This is a genomic window from Paenibacillus sp. Soil750 (assembly GCF_001428045.1).
GTDB lineage: Bacteria > Bacillota > Bacilli > Paenibacillales > NBRC-103111 > Paenibacillus_E > Paenibacillus_E allorhizoplanae.
Genome location: NZ_LMSD01000023.1, coordinates 396,174 through 411,686, shown reverse-complemented (window position 1 = coordinate 411,686; position 15,513 = coordinate 396,174). Strand labels below are relative to the sequence as shown.

At 48.4% G+C, this 15,513-nt stretch carries 11 protein-coding genes; 1 reads left to right on the top strand and 10 read right to left on the bottom strand.

Annotated elements, in window-relative coordinates; genetic code table 11:
• Positions 1-34 precede the first annotated feature (34 nt).
• The 3 genes from ASL11_RS21820 to ASL11_RS21810 all read right to left on the bottom strand — a co-directional run bounded on the left by ASL11_RS21820 (position 35) and on the right by ASL11_RS21810 (position 3,200).
• Entirely contained in the window at positions 35-916 is an 882-nt protein-coding gene (locus ASL11_RS21820; protein WP_056619608.1) for an NAD-dependent epimerase/dehydratase family protein, read from the bottom strand.
• A gap of 90 nt (positions 917-1,006) precedes the next feature.
• Positions 1,007-2,452, bottom strand: coding sequence for an MFS transporter (locus ASL11_RS21815; protein WP_056619606.1), 1,446 nt, complete (start codon positions 2,450-2,452; stop codon positions 1,007-1,009).
• Between the two features lie 226 nt (positions 2,453-2,678).
• Complete coding sequence (locus ASL11_RS21810; RefSeq protein WP_056619603.1) at positions 2,679-3,200, bottom strand: TetR/AcrR family transcriptional regulator; 522 nt, start codon at positions 3,198-3,200, stop codon at positions 2,679-2,681.
• 205 nt (positions 3,201-3,405) lie between these two features.
• Between ASL11_RS21810 and ASL11_RS21805 the strand changes: the two genes are divergently transcribed.
• Complete coding sequence (locus ASL11_RS21805; protein WP_056619601.1) at positions 3,406-4,050, top strand: 50S ribosomal protein L25; 645 nt, start codon at positions 3,406-3,408, stop codon at positions 4,048-4,050.
• A 310-nt stretch (positions 4,051-4,360) separates the two neighbouring features.
• Here ASL11_RS21805 and ASL11_RS21800 read toward each other — a convergent pair whose 3' ends face one another.
• The 7 genes from ASL11_RS21800 to ASL11_RS21770 all read right to left on the bottom strand — a co-directional run bounded on the left by ASL11_RS21800 (position 4,361) and on the right by ASL11_RS21770 (position 15,389).
• Entirely contained in the window at positions 4,361-7,606 is a 3,246-nt protein-coding gene (locus ASL11_RS21800) for a PQQ-binding-like beta-propeller repeat protein (RefSeq protein WP_056619598.1), read from the bottom strand.
• 123 nt (positions 7,607-7,729) lie between these two features.
• Positions 7,730-8,731 (bottom strand): zinc-dependent alcohol dehydrogenase, encoded by a 1,002-nt coding sequence (locus ASL11_RS21795; RefSeq protein WP_056619595.1) that lies wholly within the window; start codon positions 8,729-8,731, stop codon positions 7,730-7,732.
• A 27-nt stretch (positions 8,732-8,758) separates the two neighbouring features.
• Positions 8,759-11,038: a helix-turn-helix transcriptional regulator gene (locus ASL11_RS21790; protein WP_235550533.1), complete on the bottom strand. Its 2,280-nt coding sequence runs from the start codon at positions 11,036-11,038 to the stop codon at positions 8,759-8,761.
• A 22-nt stretch (positions 11,039-11,060) separates the two neighbouring features.
• Positions 11,061-11,924 (bottom strand): carbohydrate ABC transporter permease, encoded by an 864-nt coding sequence (locus ASL11_RS21785; protein ID WP_056619592.1) that lies wholly within the window; start codon positions 11,922-11,924, stop codon positions 11,061-11,063.
• On the bottom strand, positions 11,918-12,802 hold the full coding sequence (locus tag ASL11_RS21780; protein ID WP_082595716.1) for an ABC transporter permease: 885 nt from the start codon (positions 12,800-12,802) through the stop codon (positions 11,918-11,920). The genes ASL11_RS21785 and ASL11_RS21780 overlap by 7 nt, the downstream gene beginning before the upstream one ends.
• Positions 12,803-12,976: 174 nt before the next feature.
• Positions 12,977-14,590: an extracellular solute-binding protein gene (locus ASL11_RS21775; RefSeq protein WP_056619589.1), complete on the bottom strand. Its 1,614-nt coding sequence runs from the start codon at positions 14,588-14,590 to the stop codon at positions 12,977-12,979.
• Between the two features lie 223 nt (positions 14,591-14,813).
• On the bottom strand, positions 14,814-15,389 hold the full coding sequence (locus ASL11_RS21770; RefSeq protein ID WP_056619585.1) for a hypothetical protein: 576 nt from the start codon (positions 15,387-15,389) through the stop codon (positions 14,814-14,816).
• Between the last annotated feature and the right edge of the window lie 124 nt (positions 15,390-15,513).

Genomic DNA, 15,513 nt, shown 5'->3' with positions numbered 1-15,513 from the left:
ACTAACTTATAATTGGTTACCCCATGCATTACTGTTAACTACCTGTGGACTCTTTTGCTATATACTTTTCCAACATGTGCTTAACCGTTAAGACTATCCCCTCTTCATACGAGGTTGGTGATACTCCGTCATACGCCTTGCTAGAGGTTCCATAACTCTTGCCGTATCGCTCATAGCTATCCAATTTGATCCTCATCTCCGGCTCATACCACTGCAGCAATCGCTGCTGCCACTTTCCGATGGTCTCGAACCGCGGCGCTATCTGAATAACTGAACCCGCAAAGCCAAGGAGCTCCGCTTGCGAGATCGAGCCATTGCCACAGAGATGCCATTTGCCCCCATACGCGGATTCCGTCATAGCCAGCTCATGTACATACCTGGCGGCATCATCTATGAACAGATAATCTCGTCTGATGGATGGATCAATGGGCAGCTTGACGGGCTTCCCTTGAACAATTTTGCGAAGCGCGTAATGAATAAGCGTGTTGGAAGCGGCCTCGCCATATAACTCCGGACTGAAGATTCGCATCGAATTTGGACAGGGGACGTCCGCCGATTCCTTCATGTCGACAGATCGATAGACCCCTTCTACGATTACCAATTTAGCTCCGATTGCTGCGGAGACGCTTCGAGCGGCTTCGAGCATCTGGTGCACCTTCTCTGGCTTGTCATCGTAGGTTAAGTAGACTCCGCAGAAAATAACATTCACACCGTTCGCAGCATCTAGCAGTTCGTCTGGGTTACCGACATCTCCTCTCACTATTCGCAGAAGAGGGGAAAAGATGTTCATCTGCAAGGTTTCCAGCTTCCGTTGCGAGCCGGAATAGGCGATGACTTCGACATTCTCTTCGACCAATCGTTTGACAAGCACCCTTTCCCAACCACTGCCTGCTCTTACTACCATTGCTTTTAACATTCTGATCACTCCTATTATGATTTTTTAGGCTCTATTGCCTTTGCCATATTTGGTTACTAGTCTATACGGTGTTGGAATTTTATCAATTGATCAATCACTAACTTTGAAAGAGGGTGATTGTCGCACAACCACGAGAACCGCTATTGCCCCGATGAGCGCGAATGCTGCAGCTCCGAGGAACACCCAGGAGAACCCGCCAGTTAACGCTTGCGCTTCGGCTACCCCACCGCCAAGCAAGCGATCAATGCGAGCCGAGGCTACCGTCGTAAGTACCGCGAGTCCGATGGCTCCACCGATCTGCTGACTTGTATTGACTAAGCCGCTTGCTAGCCCCGCTTCATCGTCCGCCACGCCGTGGACTGCTAGCTCCGTTCCAGAGATGAAAGCTCCTCCCAATCCAATTCCCATCAAGATGGATGGGCCTAGCAGATTGACAGCGAACGAAGCGTTGCTAGGTGAAAAGGAGAGCCAAATCAGGCCTACGCCCAGTAGAAACAATGACGCCGCCAGCGTCTTGCGCGTTCCAATATCCTTGACCACAGCCGGAACGACTCCGGCAATCACGACTAGCGAGCCAGCCAGCGGGAGCTGGGTAAGGCCTGCTTTTAACGCATCATAATGAAGCACTTGCTGCATGTAAACCGAGAGTGCGAAGAACAGTCCTGTCGTTGCTCCTCCGATAAGGAACATGGCCAGATTACCGCCCGTAACGGACTTGTTGCGGAAGATGCCTAGCGGCATAAGCGGATTCGAAGCGCGCTTCTCGATGAAGATGAACGATCCAAGCAACACAACCGCCAAGCTTGCGAGAATCAGCGTCTGCGGGGACATCCAGCCAACCCGATCCGTACCGGAGAGCGCAGCGACTAGTGCTACGATTCCAGTCGTTACCATGGCAGACCCTGACGCATCCAGACTTACGCGTTCGACTTGCGCATCCTTGGGAATAAGATAAGGAACCGCCACCAGAACCAAAGCTACTACAGGGACATTCACAAAGAACACTGAAGACCAACCAAGCGAATCTGTCAGTACACCGCCCAACAAGACACCCGCCGCACTACCAATGCCCGCAACCGCACCCCAGATGCCGAGTGCCTTGGCCCGATCACGCGGATTCGTGAATAGCTTCGTAACGAGAGCCAGAGCTGCTGGGGCAAGTAGGGCAGCCGATGCGCCTTGAACCGCTCTCGCGGTAAGCAGCCAAATTCCCGAAGTAGCCAGACCAGCCGTTGCCGACGCAAGTGCGAATCCAGAGACCCCGATCATGAATAACCTGCGATGCCCGAAGCGATCCGACAGCCTTCCGCCGAGAAGCAGCAAGCCCCCGAAGGGCAATACATAAGCCGTAATGACCCAGCTCAGTGTACTAGTGCTCAGATGAAGCTCCGAGCCGAGAGCGGGAAGCGCGATATTGACGATGGACGCATCCAGCACTACCAAGAATTGCGCGAGGGCCAGCGCGATCAGAGCCCACCACCGATACTTCAACGTGTCAGAACGATTCGCGATTACCAACTGAACCATGGAATTCATAACAATCTCCTCCTGTTATTGATTGATTAATTAATTTCTTTTAAAATTTTTATACAGTCTAACCGTTTGTAAGTAGGACATTTATATTCATCAACTTCGATTACAGCATGCCTTGATCTCCTCGCCATTTTATAATTGTAATTGATCAATCACTAACTTCTTGAACTCACTATAATAGATTGTTAGTGATTGGTCAATAACTATTTTTCAGAGAAAAAATCTCCCCTTATCCTTCCATCAATTCGGGCAGATTAATCGCGACGGCAACATTGCACAGCACTCCGCGTGCGAGGAACAGCATTGCCCGCTCTTCAGCATTTTCCATACCGGCATCACGGAACGCCACCAAAATCATATTGCGGATATCCTTATAGGCGTTGCACATCGTCTGTTGGATGGCGTCCTCCCGAATGGTCTGTGCCTGCATCTGCAAAAGCATCTCGTTCTGGTACATCGACTGAATTTTAACATACTCCTGAATAAGCTTCGTCTCAAGTAATTCCGTAGAAGTCGTCTCCACCACCTGGCGGAACGATTCAATTACCCGATTCCAAGATGCCTCCAGCGCGGCTAAAAGCAAAGTTTCCTTGGTCGCGAAGAATCGAAATACGTAGGGCTGGGAGATTTTTGCCCGTTCGGCCACCTGTGCCGTCGTAGCACGAAAATAACCAACTTCCGCGAACACTTCGATCGCCGCGGAGATGATATCGGATTTGCGATTCACCGATGTTGCTTCGGATTTAGCCATATTTATTCTCCTCCTATCTGATAGTGATTGATCAATTATACAAAGGCTGCCGCGGCAATGCAACCTTCCAAGAAAGCGCAGCTGTTTATTTTGGGGATGGAACCTCGAAAGTTGGGGTATGTTATGAACTAGCTGTTAATCACCCGGCTGTGCGAGCTTTGGCTCCATTGGATGCCGGGCTAAATTTTAGGGGGTTCTTTTTCATATGGCTGTCTCTTTACAAGCAGAAGTCCGCAAAGAAGCAACAAAATCAGAAATTAAGCAACTGCGTTCCAAAGGGAAAATTCCCGCTGTCGTGTATGGCAAGAACATGGCGAATACGGTCCTAAGCATCGATTTGAAAGAATTGCAGGTCGTTCTTCGGCAAAATCCTCATGCCATTATTGATTTGGCTATCTCTGGCAGTACAAAAACTCAACCGGTCATGATTAATGAAATTCAGCGCAATCCGCTGAACCGCGAGTTGTCCCACATCGACTTCCATCAAATTAATATGGATGAGCCGATCAAAACGGTCGTAGCGCTGGAATTTATCGGTGATGCAGTGGGTGTGCATGAAGGCGGGATTTTTCAAATTCAGATGCACAATATCGAGATTCGCTGCATGCCGAACCAAGTTCCGACTTCCATTCAAGTGGAAGTATCTAGCTTGGGGCTAGGTGACAACCTGCATGTCAGTCAAATTGTAGTGCCCGCCGGCATTGAAATGAAATCCGACCCGAATGATATCGTCGTGACAATTCTGGTGCCTCAGAAGGAAACGGAGACACCAGTGGCTGCGAACCATGAGGAGCGCGTGGGTGAAGCTGAGACGTCCAGTGAGGCTGCAACAGTAGGTCAGCCAAGCTAAAGCCAAGTTAGTCATAGTGCAAAGAAGCCCTGCGCCAACCGTAAAGGCTTCTTTCGCTATGCCTAAATATGTAAACGGTTAATATTTTACCATCAATACTTTTTAGAAGATAGCTGCTTCCTTTCGACTTCAATTTATTCCTGCATTATATAAGAACTTACGTTCGTAATATATCTAAAAGATGAAGTAGGCAACCGATCCACTAGGGTTGGCTGCCTATTTTTGTTGATATTGAGCTATTGTTCTGCGTTTATTTAAACGAAAACCAATTAAGGTTCCGCTTTCTATAAGCTCGAACGATAATACCTTCTTACAAATACCCTGTCAGTTTTTTCAGGATTTGCGCCTGCTCGACCGTCAACTTCCTGCCGCTCAGAACGTTTATCTCAATAGCGAAAGCATGAAGAATGCCTTCCTTTATTTTCATTTTGCCACGCTTCTCCGCTTCTTGCGCCAGCATCAATTGCTTGCAGAGACCTTCCGCTATCAGCCGGTCAGAGCCCAGGAATTGACGGATGAGTGCGCACATGCCTTCATAGGTGACATCGATCCGGTACGTAAAGACCGCCGCAGATGTATTGCCAGCCCGGTCCGCAGCTGCAGCAACGATTTCATGATTGCCTGGCTCCAACGTGTAGGCAGGTACCCCTAAGAGCGGTTCCGAGCATGGATTCACAGTCAATCCGGATAAAACATCCGAAGCCATGCAGCTGATATAAACCGCTTGCTGGACGGTATACACAGGTTGGCCGGAGAATTGAACAACGGGTGCCGTCTTGTCGACCCTAACGTCAAAGGTCCTGGTTGCTTCCGATAAACCTGAAAAGTTAGAGGCGGCATACGTAACTGAAGTGACCCCCTCTGTCGTGATAGGGAAATGAACCGTATTTCCCTGTACGGTCGTTTTGACGATTGGCTGCGCGCCCTCGGCAGCATACGTGATGTTATACGCGCCGCTTGCCTGAACCATTACCTCAGCATCCTGGTTAACCCAACCGTATTCATTCGGCTGAGGATTCATGCTGACGGTTGAAACCGGCATGTATTTATCTTTCACACTCACAGCGAAGTCATCGTAGTAGGCCGACGAAATGTTATAACGACTCGTCACGGCGATGAGACTTGCGCTGACCGCACCCACCGGCGCTTTGCCTTGAAGCGTCACCTTCTGCCATTGCGCTAACCGGGATTCGTCGAGATGGATCTCAAGGGTTGAGATTATTGCGTTGTTTTTGTCAAAGAAGCGGAACATGAAGCCTGGTTGGCCCGATTCAATGTAAAGGTTCATGCTCGCTTTGTATTCCTCGCCCTGGTTTACTGGAATCTTCGCGCTCTGCAAGGCAACGGATGCCGTTCTTAAATTGTCGGTAATTTTCAAGCTCTTCGTGCCGGAGAAGCGCTGAGCATCACTAATTTCATAGCGGTAATCGGCAGCGGTTGCGAACAGCGAGGTCCATCCGGGAATTGTGCTGCCGCTCACTTGCTCCTCAAATCCAGCATTGCGAACAGCAATAGGAAGGCCTGGCGGCGGCTCCACATATTCACCGTCTACCTCCATCCGGTACAGAATCGTATTCGTCGCTTGATCCGTGAAGTACAAGTTGCCGTCCATACCCAAATCGAACCTAGATGTGTCTGCAAGTGTACGAAATTCCAGTGTCTCCGGGTCGATCACCGTCAGCTTATTATTAAACAGGACATAGAGCAGACCGTCTTCAGACCAGCGAAGCGGATGATGAGCCCATTGGCTGAAATTGAGGCTTGGATAAATTTTCTTGCTCTTCACAACGTTGTACGTCACCGGATCAATCGCAAATATATACTCATAGGAGGCTCCCCATATGAGGCCATCAGGTCCTGCCGAGAGATCTCCAATAAAAATCGGCTTCGTTAAACCGGGAACTCGCAGTGGAAACTCGGCGATTCTTTGTTCGGAGGCAACATCCCACACGAAAATCTTCGCTTCCTCCGCCGTAGGCTCTGAACCAAGACCTCCGCGAATGGTCGTGGAGCCGAATATTTTGCCGTTCAAGTACGCTGTGCTGAGTAAACTTTGATTCTCAACAACATGGCGGTGTACATCGGTTTCCCCGGTAGCCGGGTCATAGATCGTCAGAGAACCACCCAGCGTTCCGTAACCTGAAATCGTGGATATGAACAGCTTACCCTCTGCGCCCGTCATATTTACCAGACGTTCCTGATCGTTCCCCAGCACGGCTAAGCGCTTGGGATTCTTTTCACTCGGTTCGGCGGTCAAATCATACTCATATAACCCTCCCTCCGGGTAAACCCCCATATACACTTTATTTCCTATGGGGTAAACACTGTCCGCCTGGCCGATGCTGAAGGGCTTCGCAGTGTTATTCGTCAAATTCACAAGCGAAGAACGTGCCTGAGAGCCTGTCGTTATCAGCTGTGTCGGGGAAACCGCCGCTATACGGTTTACGACACCCGGGAGACCTGGAATTACCGGAGGCTTCAGAATGACTTGCTTCGTCTCGATATTCATAAACGTGACACCGCCGTCGTACCGTACGGTGACCAATGTTTTGCCTGGCAGCTCAGGGTTCGGGAATTCAGCCCAATCCGCGCCGCGCAAGCCGGTTGTGTACTCCATTCCTGACAGCTCCACTTCGTGGGTGGCGAGATCGAATGTTTTCAGCTTTTTGTCGGACATATAGTAAAGCTTACCGCCTACCGAATCCGTGGCATGCAGCCCTGTCACATTCTCCAGCTCCAGATCCAGCCAGGAGGAGGTTTGCGTATCGTAGATATACGCTTCTCCTGGTATGCCGCTGCCGTCCGTATACCTTGCAAACAAATAGCGGTCGTCGATCGTATCCAAATCATACACGGTATCGTTCTTCACCGTGAGGGATGCGGCAATATCCGTCTTTTCCCCGGTCGCCAAGTTCACACGAACAATCTGCTTATGGGCCGTTCCGGCATAAACATTGCCACCTTGATAGGCGATGGAGCGCACGTACTCCTGATCGGTTGCACCGATGACTCTGCCATAATCTTTCGTCAGCTTCGTACCAGGATCATACTGATACACCTTGCCTCCGGGAAAAGTACCTACATAGACACGGCCTTGCTCATCCGTGGTGATGCTGTTGGGCACGGACTGCCCATCGAACTGGGCCACCTGTACAGGCGTATGGGTCACTGGCGAGTAGCTCCACAATCGGGCTCCACCGCCATCAGCGGCAAGAAACAGGGTGCCGTCAGGAGCGACAGTGTGCGCCCATGAGCTTTCCGAAGGTGCGAGCGGAATGCTTCTAAGCAGCTTATAATCCTCGAGATCAATGACGTTGAGATGACCCGGTTTTCCTTTGCTCGTGGCATACAGCACATAACGCCCCTCTTCCTTCCCGACTGTTCCGTTAAAAACAGCCACTGTATAATTGTTCGGGATGAGCAGCTCCTCTGGGCTCCCGTACGTTTTTTGCGACAAGCGGCTGCCTTCCGCCGAAGCAGCTCCTGCTCCCCAGCTCGCCAATGCGATGAGCCAGCACATCATAAGGATAAGAACTCGAAACCTTGCGTTTATCATGACATGGCCTCCTTAAATTCTTTACATTTTTTTAAACACGCATGGAATTGAAAGCGCTTCCAATCCGAACAAGCATAAATCCGTTTTCCTTCCCTGTCGTTCACCGTAATCAGATTCACACGATTATTTGCCGTAAGTCAAAATTGTCCCCATCCTGTCAGAGTGTTGTGCATATCCCTGATAGGCTTCCGCTGCCCGCTCTATCGGGTACTTGTCTGAGATAAGTCCTTGGAGCGAAATCCTCTTCTCCGCAAGTAATCTCATATATTCGCCAATGTTCCGGCCTTCCGTCCAGCGGACGAAGCCGATCGGGTAGTCTTTATTTTCCAATTCATACTGGACATCGTATCTGCCTGGGCCGCCTGCTCTAGATATCAGCACCTGAGCTTCCTTGCCGAACATAAGTCCTCTTGAAAATTCAGTTGATAAGTCCCCGACGATAACAATTTTCCCTTTATCCCGTATCAAACGAAGAGAGCTGTTGATTAGTTCCTCTCCAGGCCCTCCCGCACATAAAATGATGCTGTCGGCGCCATACCCGTCCGTCAACGCAGCTAACTGCTCCTCCAGCTTTTCCTGATTGTCATAAGCGTCTTCAACTCCACGCTGCCGTAGCAGCTCTGCCCGGTGAGCAAGGATATCGAAGCCCGCAACGCGGATAGCTGCCGCCGATGCGATCTGGGCGATCAGCTGCCCCAGAATGCCCAGCCCCACAACGACGGTGGATTCTCCAAACCGCAGATCAGCCGTGCGGAGCGCATGAATGGCGATGGCGCCTAACCCTGCAAAGGCAGCTTCCTCCGGCTGGACATCTGGAGGGACTGCTGCCGTCAGGTTCGTCGGAACCGTCAGCCATTCCGCATGCCGGACATACGGCGCCCCGTAGCAGGCTACACGCTGGCCAACCTGCAGGTGGTGTACATATTCGCCCAGCTCCTCAATCACACCAACAGCGCTATACCCTAACAATCCCATCTGTTCGGACGCACGGCGAATGAAGGTCATTTCCGTTCCTGGACTAATGGCGGAATATTCCGTACGTATCTTCACATGCCCTGCGGGAAGTGGACCAGCCTCCAGCTCTGTAATAAGAATGTTCCCTTTTAAAGCCGCAACTGCTTTCACCTTGCTTCTCCTCATTTCCTTCAGCATTTAATCAACCGGCTTCTTGCGAAATTCGCTTGGCGAGATGCCATAATATTTCTTAAAGGTGGTGGTGAATGTGGAGGCATTCAGGTACCCTGTCTTCTCCCCGATTTCCGCCACACTCAACTCGCTATGCTTGAGAAACTCTCTGGCATGCGACAACCTTACCTTGTTCAGATAATCCACATAACCGACACCGAAAGCTTTCTTGAAATAGTTAGAAAAATACTTCGGACTCGTATTCAGCACTTCTGCCATATGATCGAGATACAAGTTTTCCATGTAGTGCAGCTCAATGTACTGGGTAATAAACTCCAGATTCAGCTTGCTTTTTCCTTCTTGAAGCCGTTTGCTGCCGATCCATTCAACGACTGCTTGCAGAGCGCCCGTGATATCCCTGTAGCTATAAGCGTTATCTACCTGCAGGCAAAACTCCATTTCCAGTTGGAAACTTTCCTTGCTGCCGACAGGCGAAGTCTCTGCATGTTTCATTAAGTAGTAAAAAATGCTTTTCGCAATATGCGCAAACTGGTGATGGTGAATGCCACGCTCTGTATTTTCGTGAACAATGTCCTGCAAAATGTGCTTGGCTTCCTCCTTTTTACCGCTCAGCAGCGTATTCGACAGCTTCTCAATCTTCTCAAATGGAAAGTGAATATGGGATACGTACCGGATTGACTCCAAATCGACGACAGCTCGCTCCGAATTGATGTTCCGGTATATCCTGGCGTTCTGAATATCTTGATAAGCCTCCTGGCAATTGGTCATCTTGGAATCATACAGCTTGCTGACGCTAGCCCAGAGCGCGAGCCCCTGCAGCTCTTCCTTGGCCGCCCGCCTCGTCAAGTCTTCTAGGCATTCGATGACCGCTTTGCGGGCGGAAGGCTGACGAATCGCTACGAGTGCCACAAATTGTAAATGTCCCGTGTAGAAGACTATGGCAGGACCAGCTGCACGGAGATGATCTTCCAGCATACCCGCAATATCAGCTACAGGCATACCTAGCTGCGAATCGCCGTCTGATGGAATCTTGAATTGCAGCGCAGTCATCACAAATTGTCTTTCAGGAAAAAAGAAAGCATAGTTCTTCTGCAGCTGCATCTCTAGCTCGCGGGAATACGCATAACCATCCAGCATCTGCAGAAAAATACCTCTGCGAAGCTCCTTATCCGCAAAATCCATCTGCGTTCTCAGCGATTCATTCTCCGCTTGCACCTTGACGATACCGCTGTAAATTTTACGGAAATCGTTCCCCTTCACATGGCCTCCGCCGAGTAGTTTCAAAATATCTTTCACCGGTCGGTACAAGTAGACGCTGAGCAGCGCGGACAGCAGAACCGCACTGATGATCGCTGAAATCATAATCATATGATTGGCTGTTTCCACGGAGCCGATATTTTGAAACTGATAAGGAACTTTGTTGATATAAATGAAATCGTTATAATCCGACTTATAGAAGTTATACTCGAAATCTTTGCGGGTCAGGGTCGCTTCTTTGGCAGGATTAAAATAAACCTCATCCAAGATGTCACTAGGATCTTGCGTTTGATCGGTGCTGAGTACAACATTTCGATTGGCATCGAGCACGACAAGGGATGCGCCGGGGATCATTGATTTGAGATCGATTTGTTTAAGCAACCTCTCCGCATTGAGCAGGACCATCACATTCTTATTGGACAATCGGACTTTGTTGCCGTCCATCACCGTCATCAGCTGCTGGGTTCTGCGGGTTAAGCCATCGGTCGAGACTGCGAAATCCGCAATGGGGAACACCGTCAGAGCATGCTTGGAATCGGAAAACATTCTCCAATAATTAGCACTATAGGTGTCATGCTTATACTTTTTATCAAAAAGGACGCTGAAATCGCTCGTTCCCTTGGAAGTAACGGCCAAGTCAAGGCTATCGTAAAATACAATCACATCTTCAACATAATCAATCGATGAGGCAAGCCTGGAAATATGTTCCTGCAGCGTGTAGGCCTTGGACATATCCATGCTCTTATCTTCCGACTCTAGATCGTACGGCAGCCCGTGTACGGTAAAGATCAGATTGTTGACTGCAGCGAAGGAGCTGTCAAACGACTGAATAATATTTTTAATAACAAGCCGGTTGTTCTGGGTCACTTTATCATAAATGCCGGAAATGGAGTTTTTATAGACGATATAGTTGGATACAAACATGATTACGATGACTAACAGCAATGCGAAAAAAATTTGCAGAAGTCCCCTGCTCGCCATTAAACGATGGATAGGCGTCACCTTATCACCTCTTACGATGTTATCCAACTAATATTCCACATTCGTCCCTTCAACCCTTTTCCGAACCGAGCATCACCCCTTTAGCAAAATATTTTTGGGCAAACGGATAGATAAGCAGCACAGGAATCATAGAGAGTACAATCGTCGCATTTTTCATCGCTTGCGGAGCCAGCGCAGCCCGATCGACAAGCCCAGCATCATTCTCAGCGTTGTAGATGAGCATATCTCTCAGAACAACCTGCAGCGGATACATCTCCTTGTCGCTCAAATAAATCATCGGGATGAAGAAGCTGTTCCAATGTCCCATGAAATAAAACAGCCCAATCGAGGCAAGCGCCGGCTTGGAGAGCGGAATGACAATGGAGAACAAAATGCGATAATCGGATGCCCCGTCGATGAGTGCAGCTTCGCGAATTTGACTGGACATGTTCTCATAGAAGCTTTTCAAAATAATAAGCTCCATGGTCCATATCGCGTTCGGAATCACAAGCGCCCACACCGTATCTAGAAGCCCAAGCTGCTGCACGACCATATACGTCGGTATGATCCCCGCATTAAAGAACATCGTAATGATGATCATCAGCATAAACCACTTCCTGCCGAAAAACGTGCGCTGGGAAAGCGGATAAGCCGCAACCGCAGTGAAAAGTAAATTAATAAACGTACCGAGCGCTGTATAGTACACGGAATTGAGATAAGCTCTCGGGATTTTATCGTTCTTCAGTACTTCCTTATAGGCATCGAAATTGAACCCCTTCGGAAACAAGAACACTTTGCCCTGTACGACAGCCGATGTATCACTTAAGGAGACGGCCAACATATACAGCACCGGATAGAGCGTCGCCACGGCTACACCAGAAAGGAGAAGCGCATTCAGAATGGTGAACCAAGTTATTTTGCGGTTTCCTACCATAACCCGTTCCCTCCAATCCTTTTGCTTAAATAGTTGGCTCCCAGCAGCATAATCATCGCAACCAAGGCTTCGAACATCCCAACCGCAGATGCGTAGCTGTAGTTCGATTCCAGCAAGCCCTTCCTGTACACATAGGTGGAGAAGACGTCCCCTACCTCGTAAGTCATCGGGTTGTACAGCAGCAATACTTTTTCATAGCCGATCCGAATCATGGAACCTGTTTTCAAAATAAACATGACCAGCAGGGTAGGCAGCAGCCCTGGAAGCGTGATATGGCGCATCATGCCAAATCTGGTTGCTCCATCGACTTTCGCCGCCTCATACAGTGTCGGGTTAATACCGGCTATTGCCGCCAAGTAGATGATCGCTTCATATCCGATCTTCTCCCAAATATCCGAGATGACATAGATCGGGCGAAACCAACCCGGATCAATCAGAAAATATTTCTTTGGAAATCCAAGAACCGCCAGAAATTGATTAAACAGCCCGTTATTCGGAGACAAAAAATCAATAATCATGGAAGAGATGATGACAACGGACAGAAAGGCCGGCAGGTAACTCAACGTTTGAACAGATTTCTTGAACCACTTCACTCTTACTTCGTTTAGCAAAATAGCCAGCAGGATGGGAAACGGAAATCCGAAAACAAGTGTATAAATCCCTAGCAGAAACGTGTTTCTAAACAACATCCAGAAATCTTGATTCGTGAAAAATTGAATGAAATACTTGATTCCCACCCAATCGCTGCCCCATATTCCAGTGAACACGCTATAGTCCTTGAATGCAATAATTAAACCGTACAGCGGACCGTATCGGAACAGAATATAGAACAGCAAACATGGCGCAAAAAGGATCAGCAGTTGTCTGTCCCGCTTCATGTGCCGAAAGACATCGGCAAACCTTGCCTTCAGCGGCTTCTTGGAGCGTGCCGGAGCTCCCGCCCCTACGATTGGTTGTTGCACAATAACTTCCCTCCAATCCGGATAAGTAGCGCCCTTCGGCCTTGCGGCGTTATCTTTCGAGGGCGCCTTCCCGGTTATCCGTGTTTCGTCTTATTTAGCTGCGTCATACCGCTTCTGCGCATCGTTATAGACTTTCATATAGGCATCCAGACCTTTTTTGACAATGTTTTTCTTCCATTCTTCCCATTGCTCGCTGCCGTACTTTTTATCCAAAACATACTTGGCGTTAAACTCTTCGGCTGCTTTCTGCAGCGTCGTTTGCAGCTCAGCCAGCGTGGAAATCTCGGCATCGGTGAAATTCAGAATCGGATCAGCCGCTTCCCGTTTATTTCCTTTGAGAATTTTATCCTGAGCCTCTTGTTCTTTCTCTGAGAATTTGTAGTACACGCTGCGGCGGTCCGGCCGGAGATACGCGCTTTCAAGCCACATCGCGTAGCGGTCCTCCAGCACACTGATATCCACGAGCGGCAGATCCTTTAATTCCGGGTACACAGGAATGCCGTCTTTACCCCATTCGAAGTTAACCCCTTCCACACCCACCGTCATCAATTCACTGCCTGAAGGGCTGGTCAAATAATCCAGCAGCTTCAAAGCCGTTTCTTTGTTCTTGTTATTCGCCACCGTCACGCTGAAATCGGATACCTTCGGCAGCGTTCTGACGTTACCCGTCGGTCCAATCGGATTCGCATACCGCAGATTGTAGTCAGCATTCTTCGATTTAATTTGGTTATAGAACAAATCCAATCTGCCGATCCAATCCCATGTCACGAAGGATTTGTCCGTTGTCATCTTCGTTGTCCAAGAATCCTGCGTATCCGTCAAAAATTCAGGATCGATCAGCCCTTCATTGTAAAGCTTCTTCATGAAGTCGAGCATTTCTTTATGTTCTGGCTGAATGCTGGCGTACTTCCAGGTTTTATCCTTCTCATCGTAGTAAGCCGGATAGCTCTCGCTGCCGAGCCCCCAACCATAGGACCAGTCTTTAAAAATATTGACAAGTCCTTTAGACGCGTAAGGGTACGAGTTCGGATACGCTTCCTTCAGTTTTTTGAGCGCTTGATAAAACTCGTCTGTATTCGTCCACTCTTTAACACCGAGCTTGTCGAAAATATCCTTTCGATACATAAAGCCATGATTGACGTCCCGGTTCAAATTATAGATGGGCCATGTGTAGAGCTTTCCGTTTTCATCGCCGTAGGATTTCACAACCCAGCTGTTTTCTTCCAGGTACAGCTTTTTGAAATTCGGCAGCATATCTGCATAGTCGTTAATCGCGACTACCCCTTTTTGCTTCCCGATCTTCTTTAACTCTGCCGGCTTCAACCCGTCGAAAATGTCCGGCAGCTTCCCTGACGCAACGATGACTTTCAGCTTATCCTGATACGTTTGAGGTGAATATGTCTGAAATTCTACTTTGATGCCTGTTCGCTTTAAAATTTCCTGGACAACCAACTTATCTTCTTTAATATTGGTGGAATTACTCGGCAGCATCCAGGTTACCGTAGTTGGTTCATTGACGAGGGGTAGCTTCAAACCTCCCGTATCGCCATACTGCTTGGTTGCCGCAGCTGGTGTGCCTGCTGGTGTGCTTGATGTCTGGGTTGGACTTGTCTCATTCTTGACGCCTGCATTCCCGCTGCAGGCAGCCAGAACGGAAGTCATCATGGCGATTCCCGCTACTGCGCTAATCAGCTTCTTTGTCATTTTCGTTCCTCCCTTTATAGCTTGCGTGTTCCATTTTATAATAAAAGCGCTTTCTACATCCGTAAATAACATGATTTCCATACACTTGTTTTTTTCACTTCCGCACGTAAAAAATGCCGAGAAACCTTGTCAGATCAAGGATTCTCAGCATGTAGATAATGCTAAAGGAGTAGAAAATCGTAAAAATGCAATGCTAGAAACATTCCGCGTGAAATGAATTCATTTAGGAAAACGGTTTATCTGGTACCCAAACGATCCCACTGTAAGTTGAAATATGATACCAATTGACCCCCTCTGGTGAAATCCACTTTTCAAAAGATAGGACTTCCTGATCATTGAAGGTTCCTGCTTTATGGAAAACTTCTCCTGTCAGTGGGAAATAGTAGGTTTTTGTTTCTGAGGTTAATTTTACTTTTTCTTGTGTTAATGTAATACCCTGAGGTCTTTCAAATGGTGCTCTATCAAGGTTGACCACTTTCCAACCGAATGGGGTTTGGATACGTGCCCAGCCTTCATTTATTTTGTCAGCTACATATGTTCCCGGCTGTAGCCAATTTTGTAGACTAATGCTTGCGTCACCGTCGATGTCGAAATAACGGGTGGCGGTTCGCAGTGTGATCTTTTCGTTATCTAAGTCAGATTGCATTAATGGACCACTCTCAGATTCAAATAGAGGATACGATTTAACCCATTTATAAGTTCCATCTTGTAATTGAATCTTGAACCATCCATAAATTTGAGTCTTAATGTTGAAAATGGAGCTTGCAACCGCTTGAACTATTCCAGGAGTCGCTTTCACTCCTTTACTAATTCTTTACTCAGTTTATCTGCCCATAACTTAAATAAGCCAGAAAGGAGCTGCTTCAAGGCAACCCCTGGGCTATCGGGATTTTACAATGGATATACGATAAAGTTACAAATTA

What these genes read in the sequence shown, in the direction of transcription:
- ASL11_RS21785 (WP_056619592.1), bottom strand. Translation starts at nt 11,924, where the DNA reads ATGGTAGGAAACCGCAAAATAACTTGGTTCACCATTCTGAATGCGCTT.
- ASL11_RS21805 (WP_056619601.1), top strand. Translation starts at nt 3,406, where the DNA reads ATGGCTGTCTCTTTACAAGCAGAAGTCCGCAAAGAAGCAACAAAATCA.
- ASL11_RS21800 (WP_056619598.1), bottom strand. Translation starts at nt 7,606, where the DNA reads ATGATAAACGCAAGGTTTCGAGTTCTTATCCTTATGATGTGCTGGCTC.
- ASL11_RS21780 (WP_082595716.1), bottom strand. Translation starts at nt 12,802, where the DNA reads ATGAAGCGGGACAGACAACTGCTGATCCTTTTTGCGCCATGTTTGCTG.
- ASL11_RS21810 (WP_056619603.1), bottom strand. Translation starts at nt 3,200, where the DNA reads ATGGCTAAATCCGAAGCAACATCGGTGAATCGCAAATCCGATATCATC.
- ASL11_RS21815 (WP_056619606.1), bottom strand. Translation starts at nt 2,452, where the DNA reads ATGAATTCCATGGTTCAGTTGGTAATCGCGAATCGTTCTGACACGTTG.
- ASL11_RS21775 (WP_056619589.1), bottom strand. Translation starts at nt 14,590, where the DNA reads ATGACAAAGAAGCTGATTAGCGCAGTAGCGGGAATCGCCATGATGACT.
- ASL11_RS21820 (WP_056619608.1), bottom strand. Translation starts at nt 916, where the DNA reads ATGTTAAAAGCAATGGTAGTAAGAGCAGGCAGTGGTTGGGAAAGGGTG.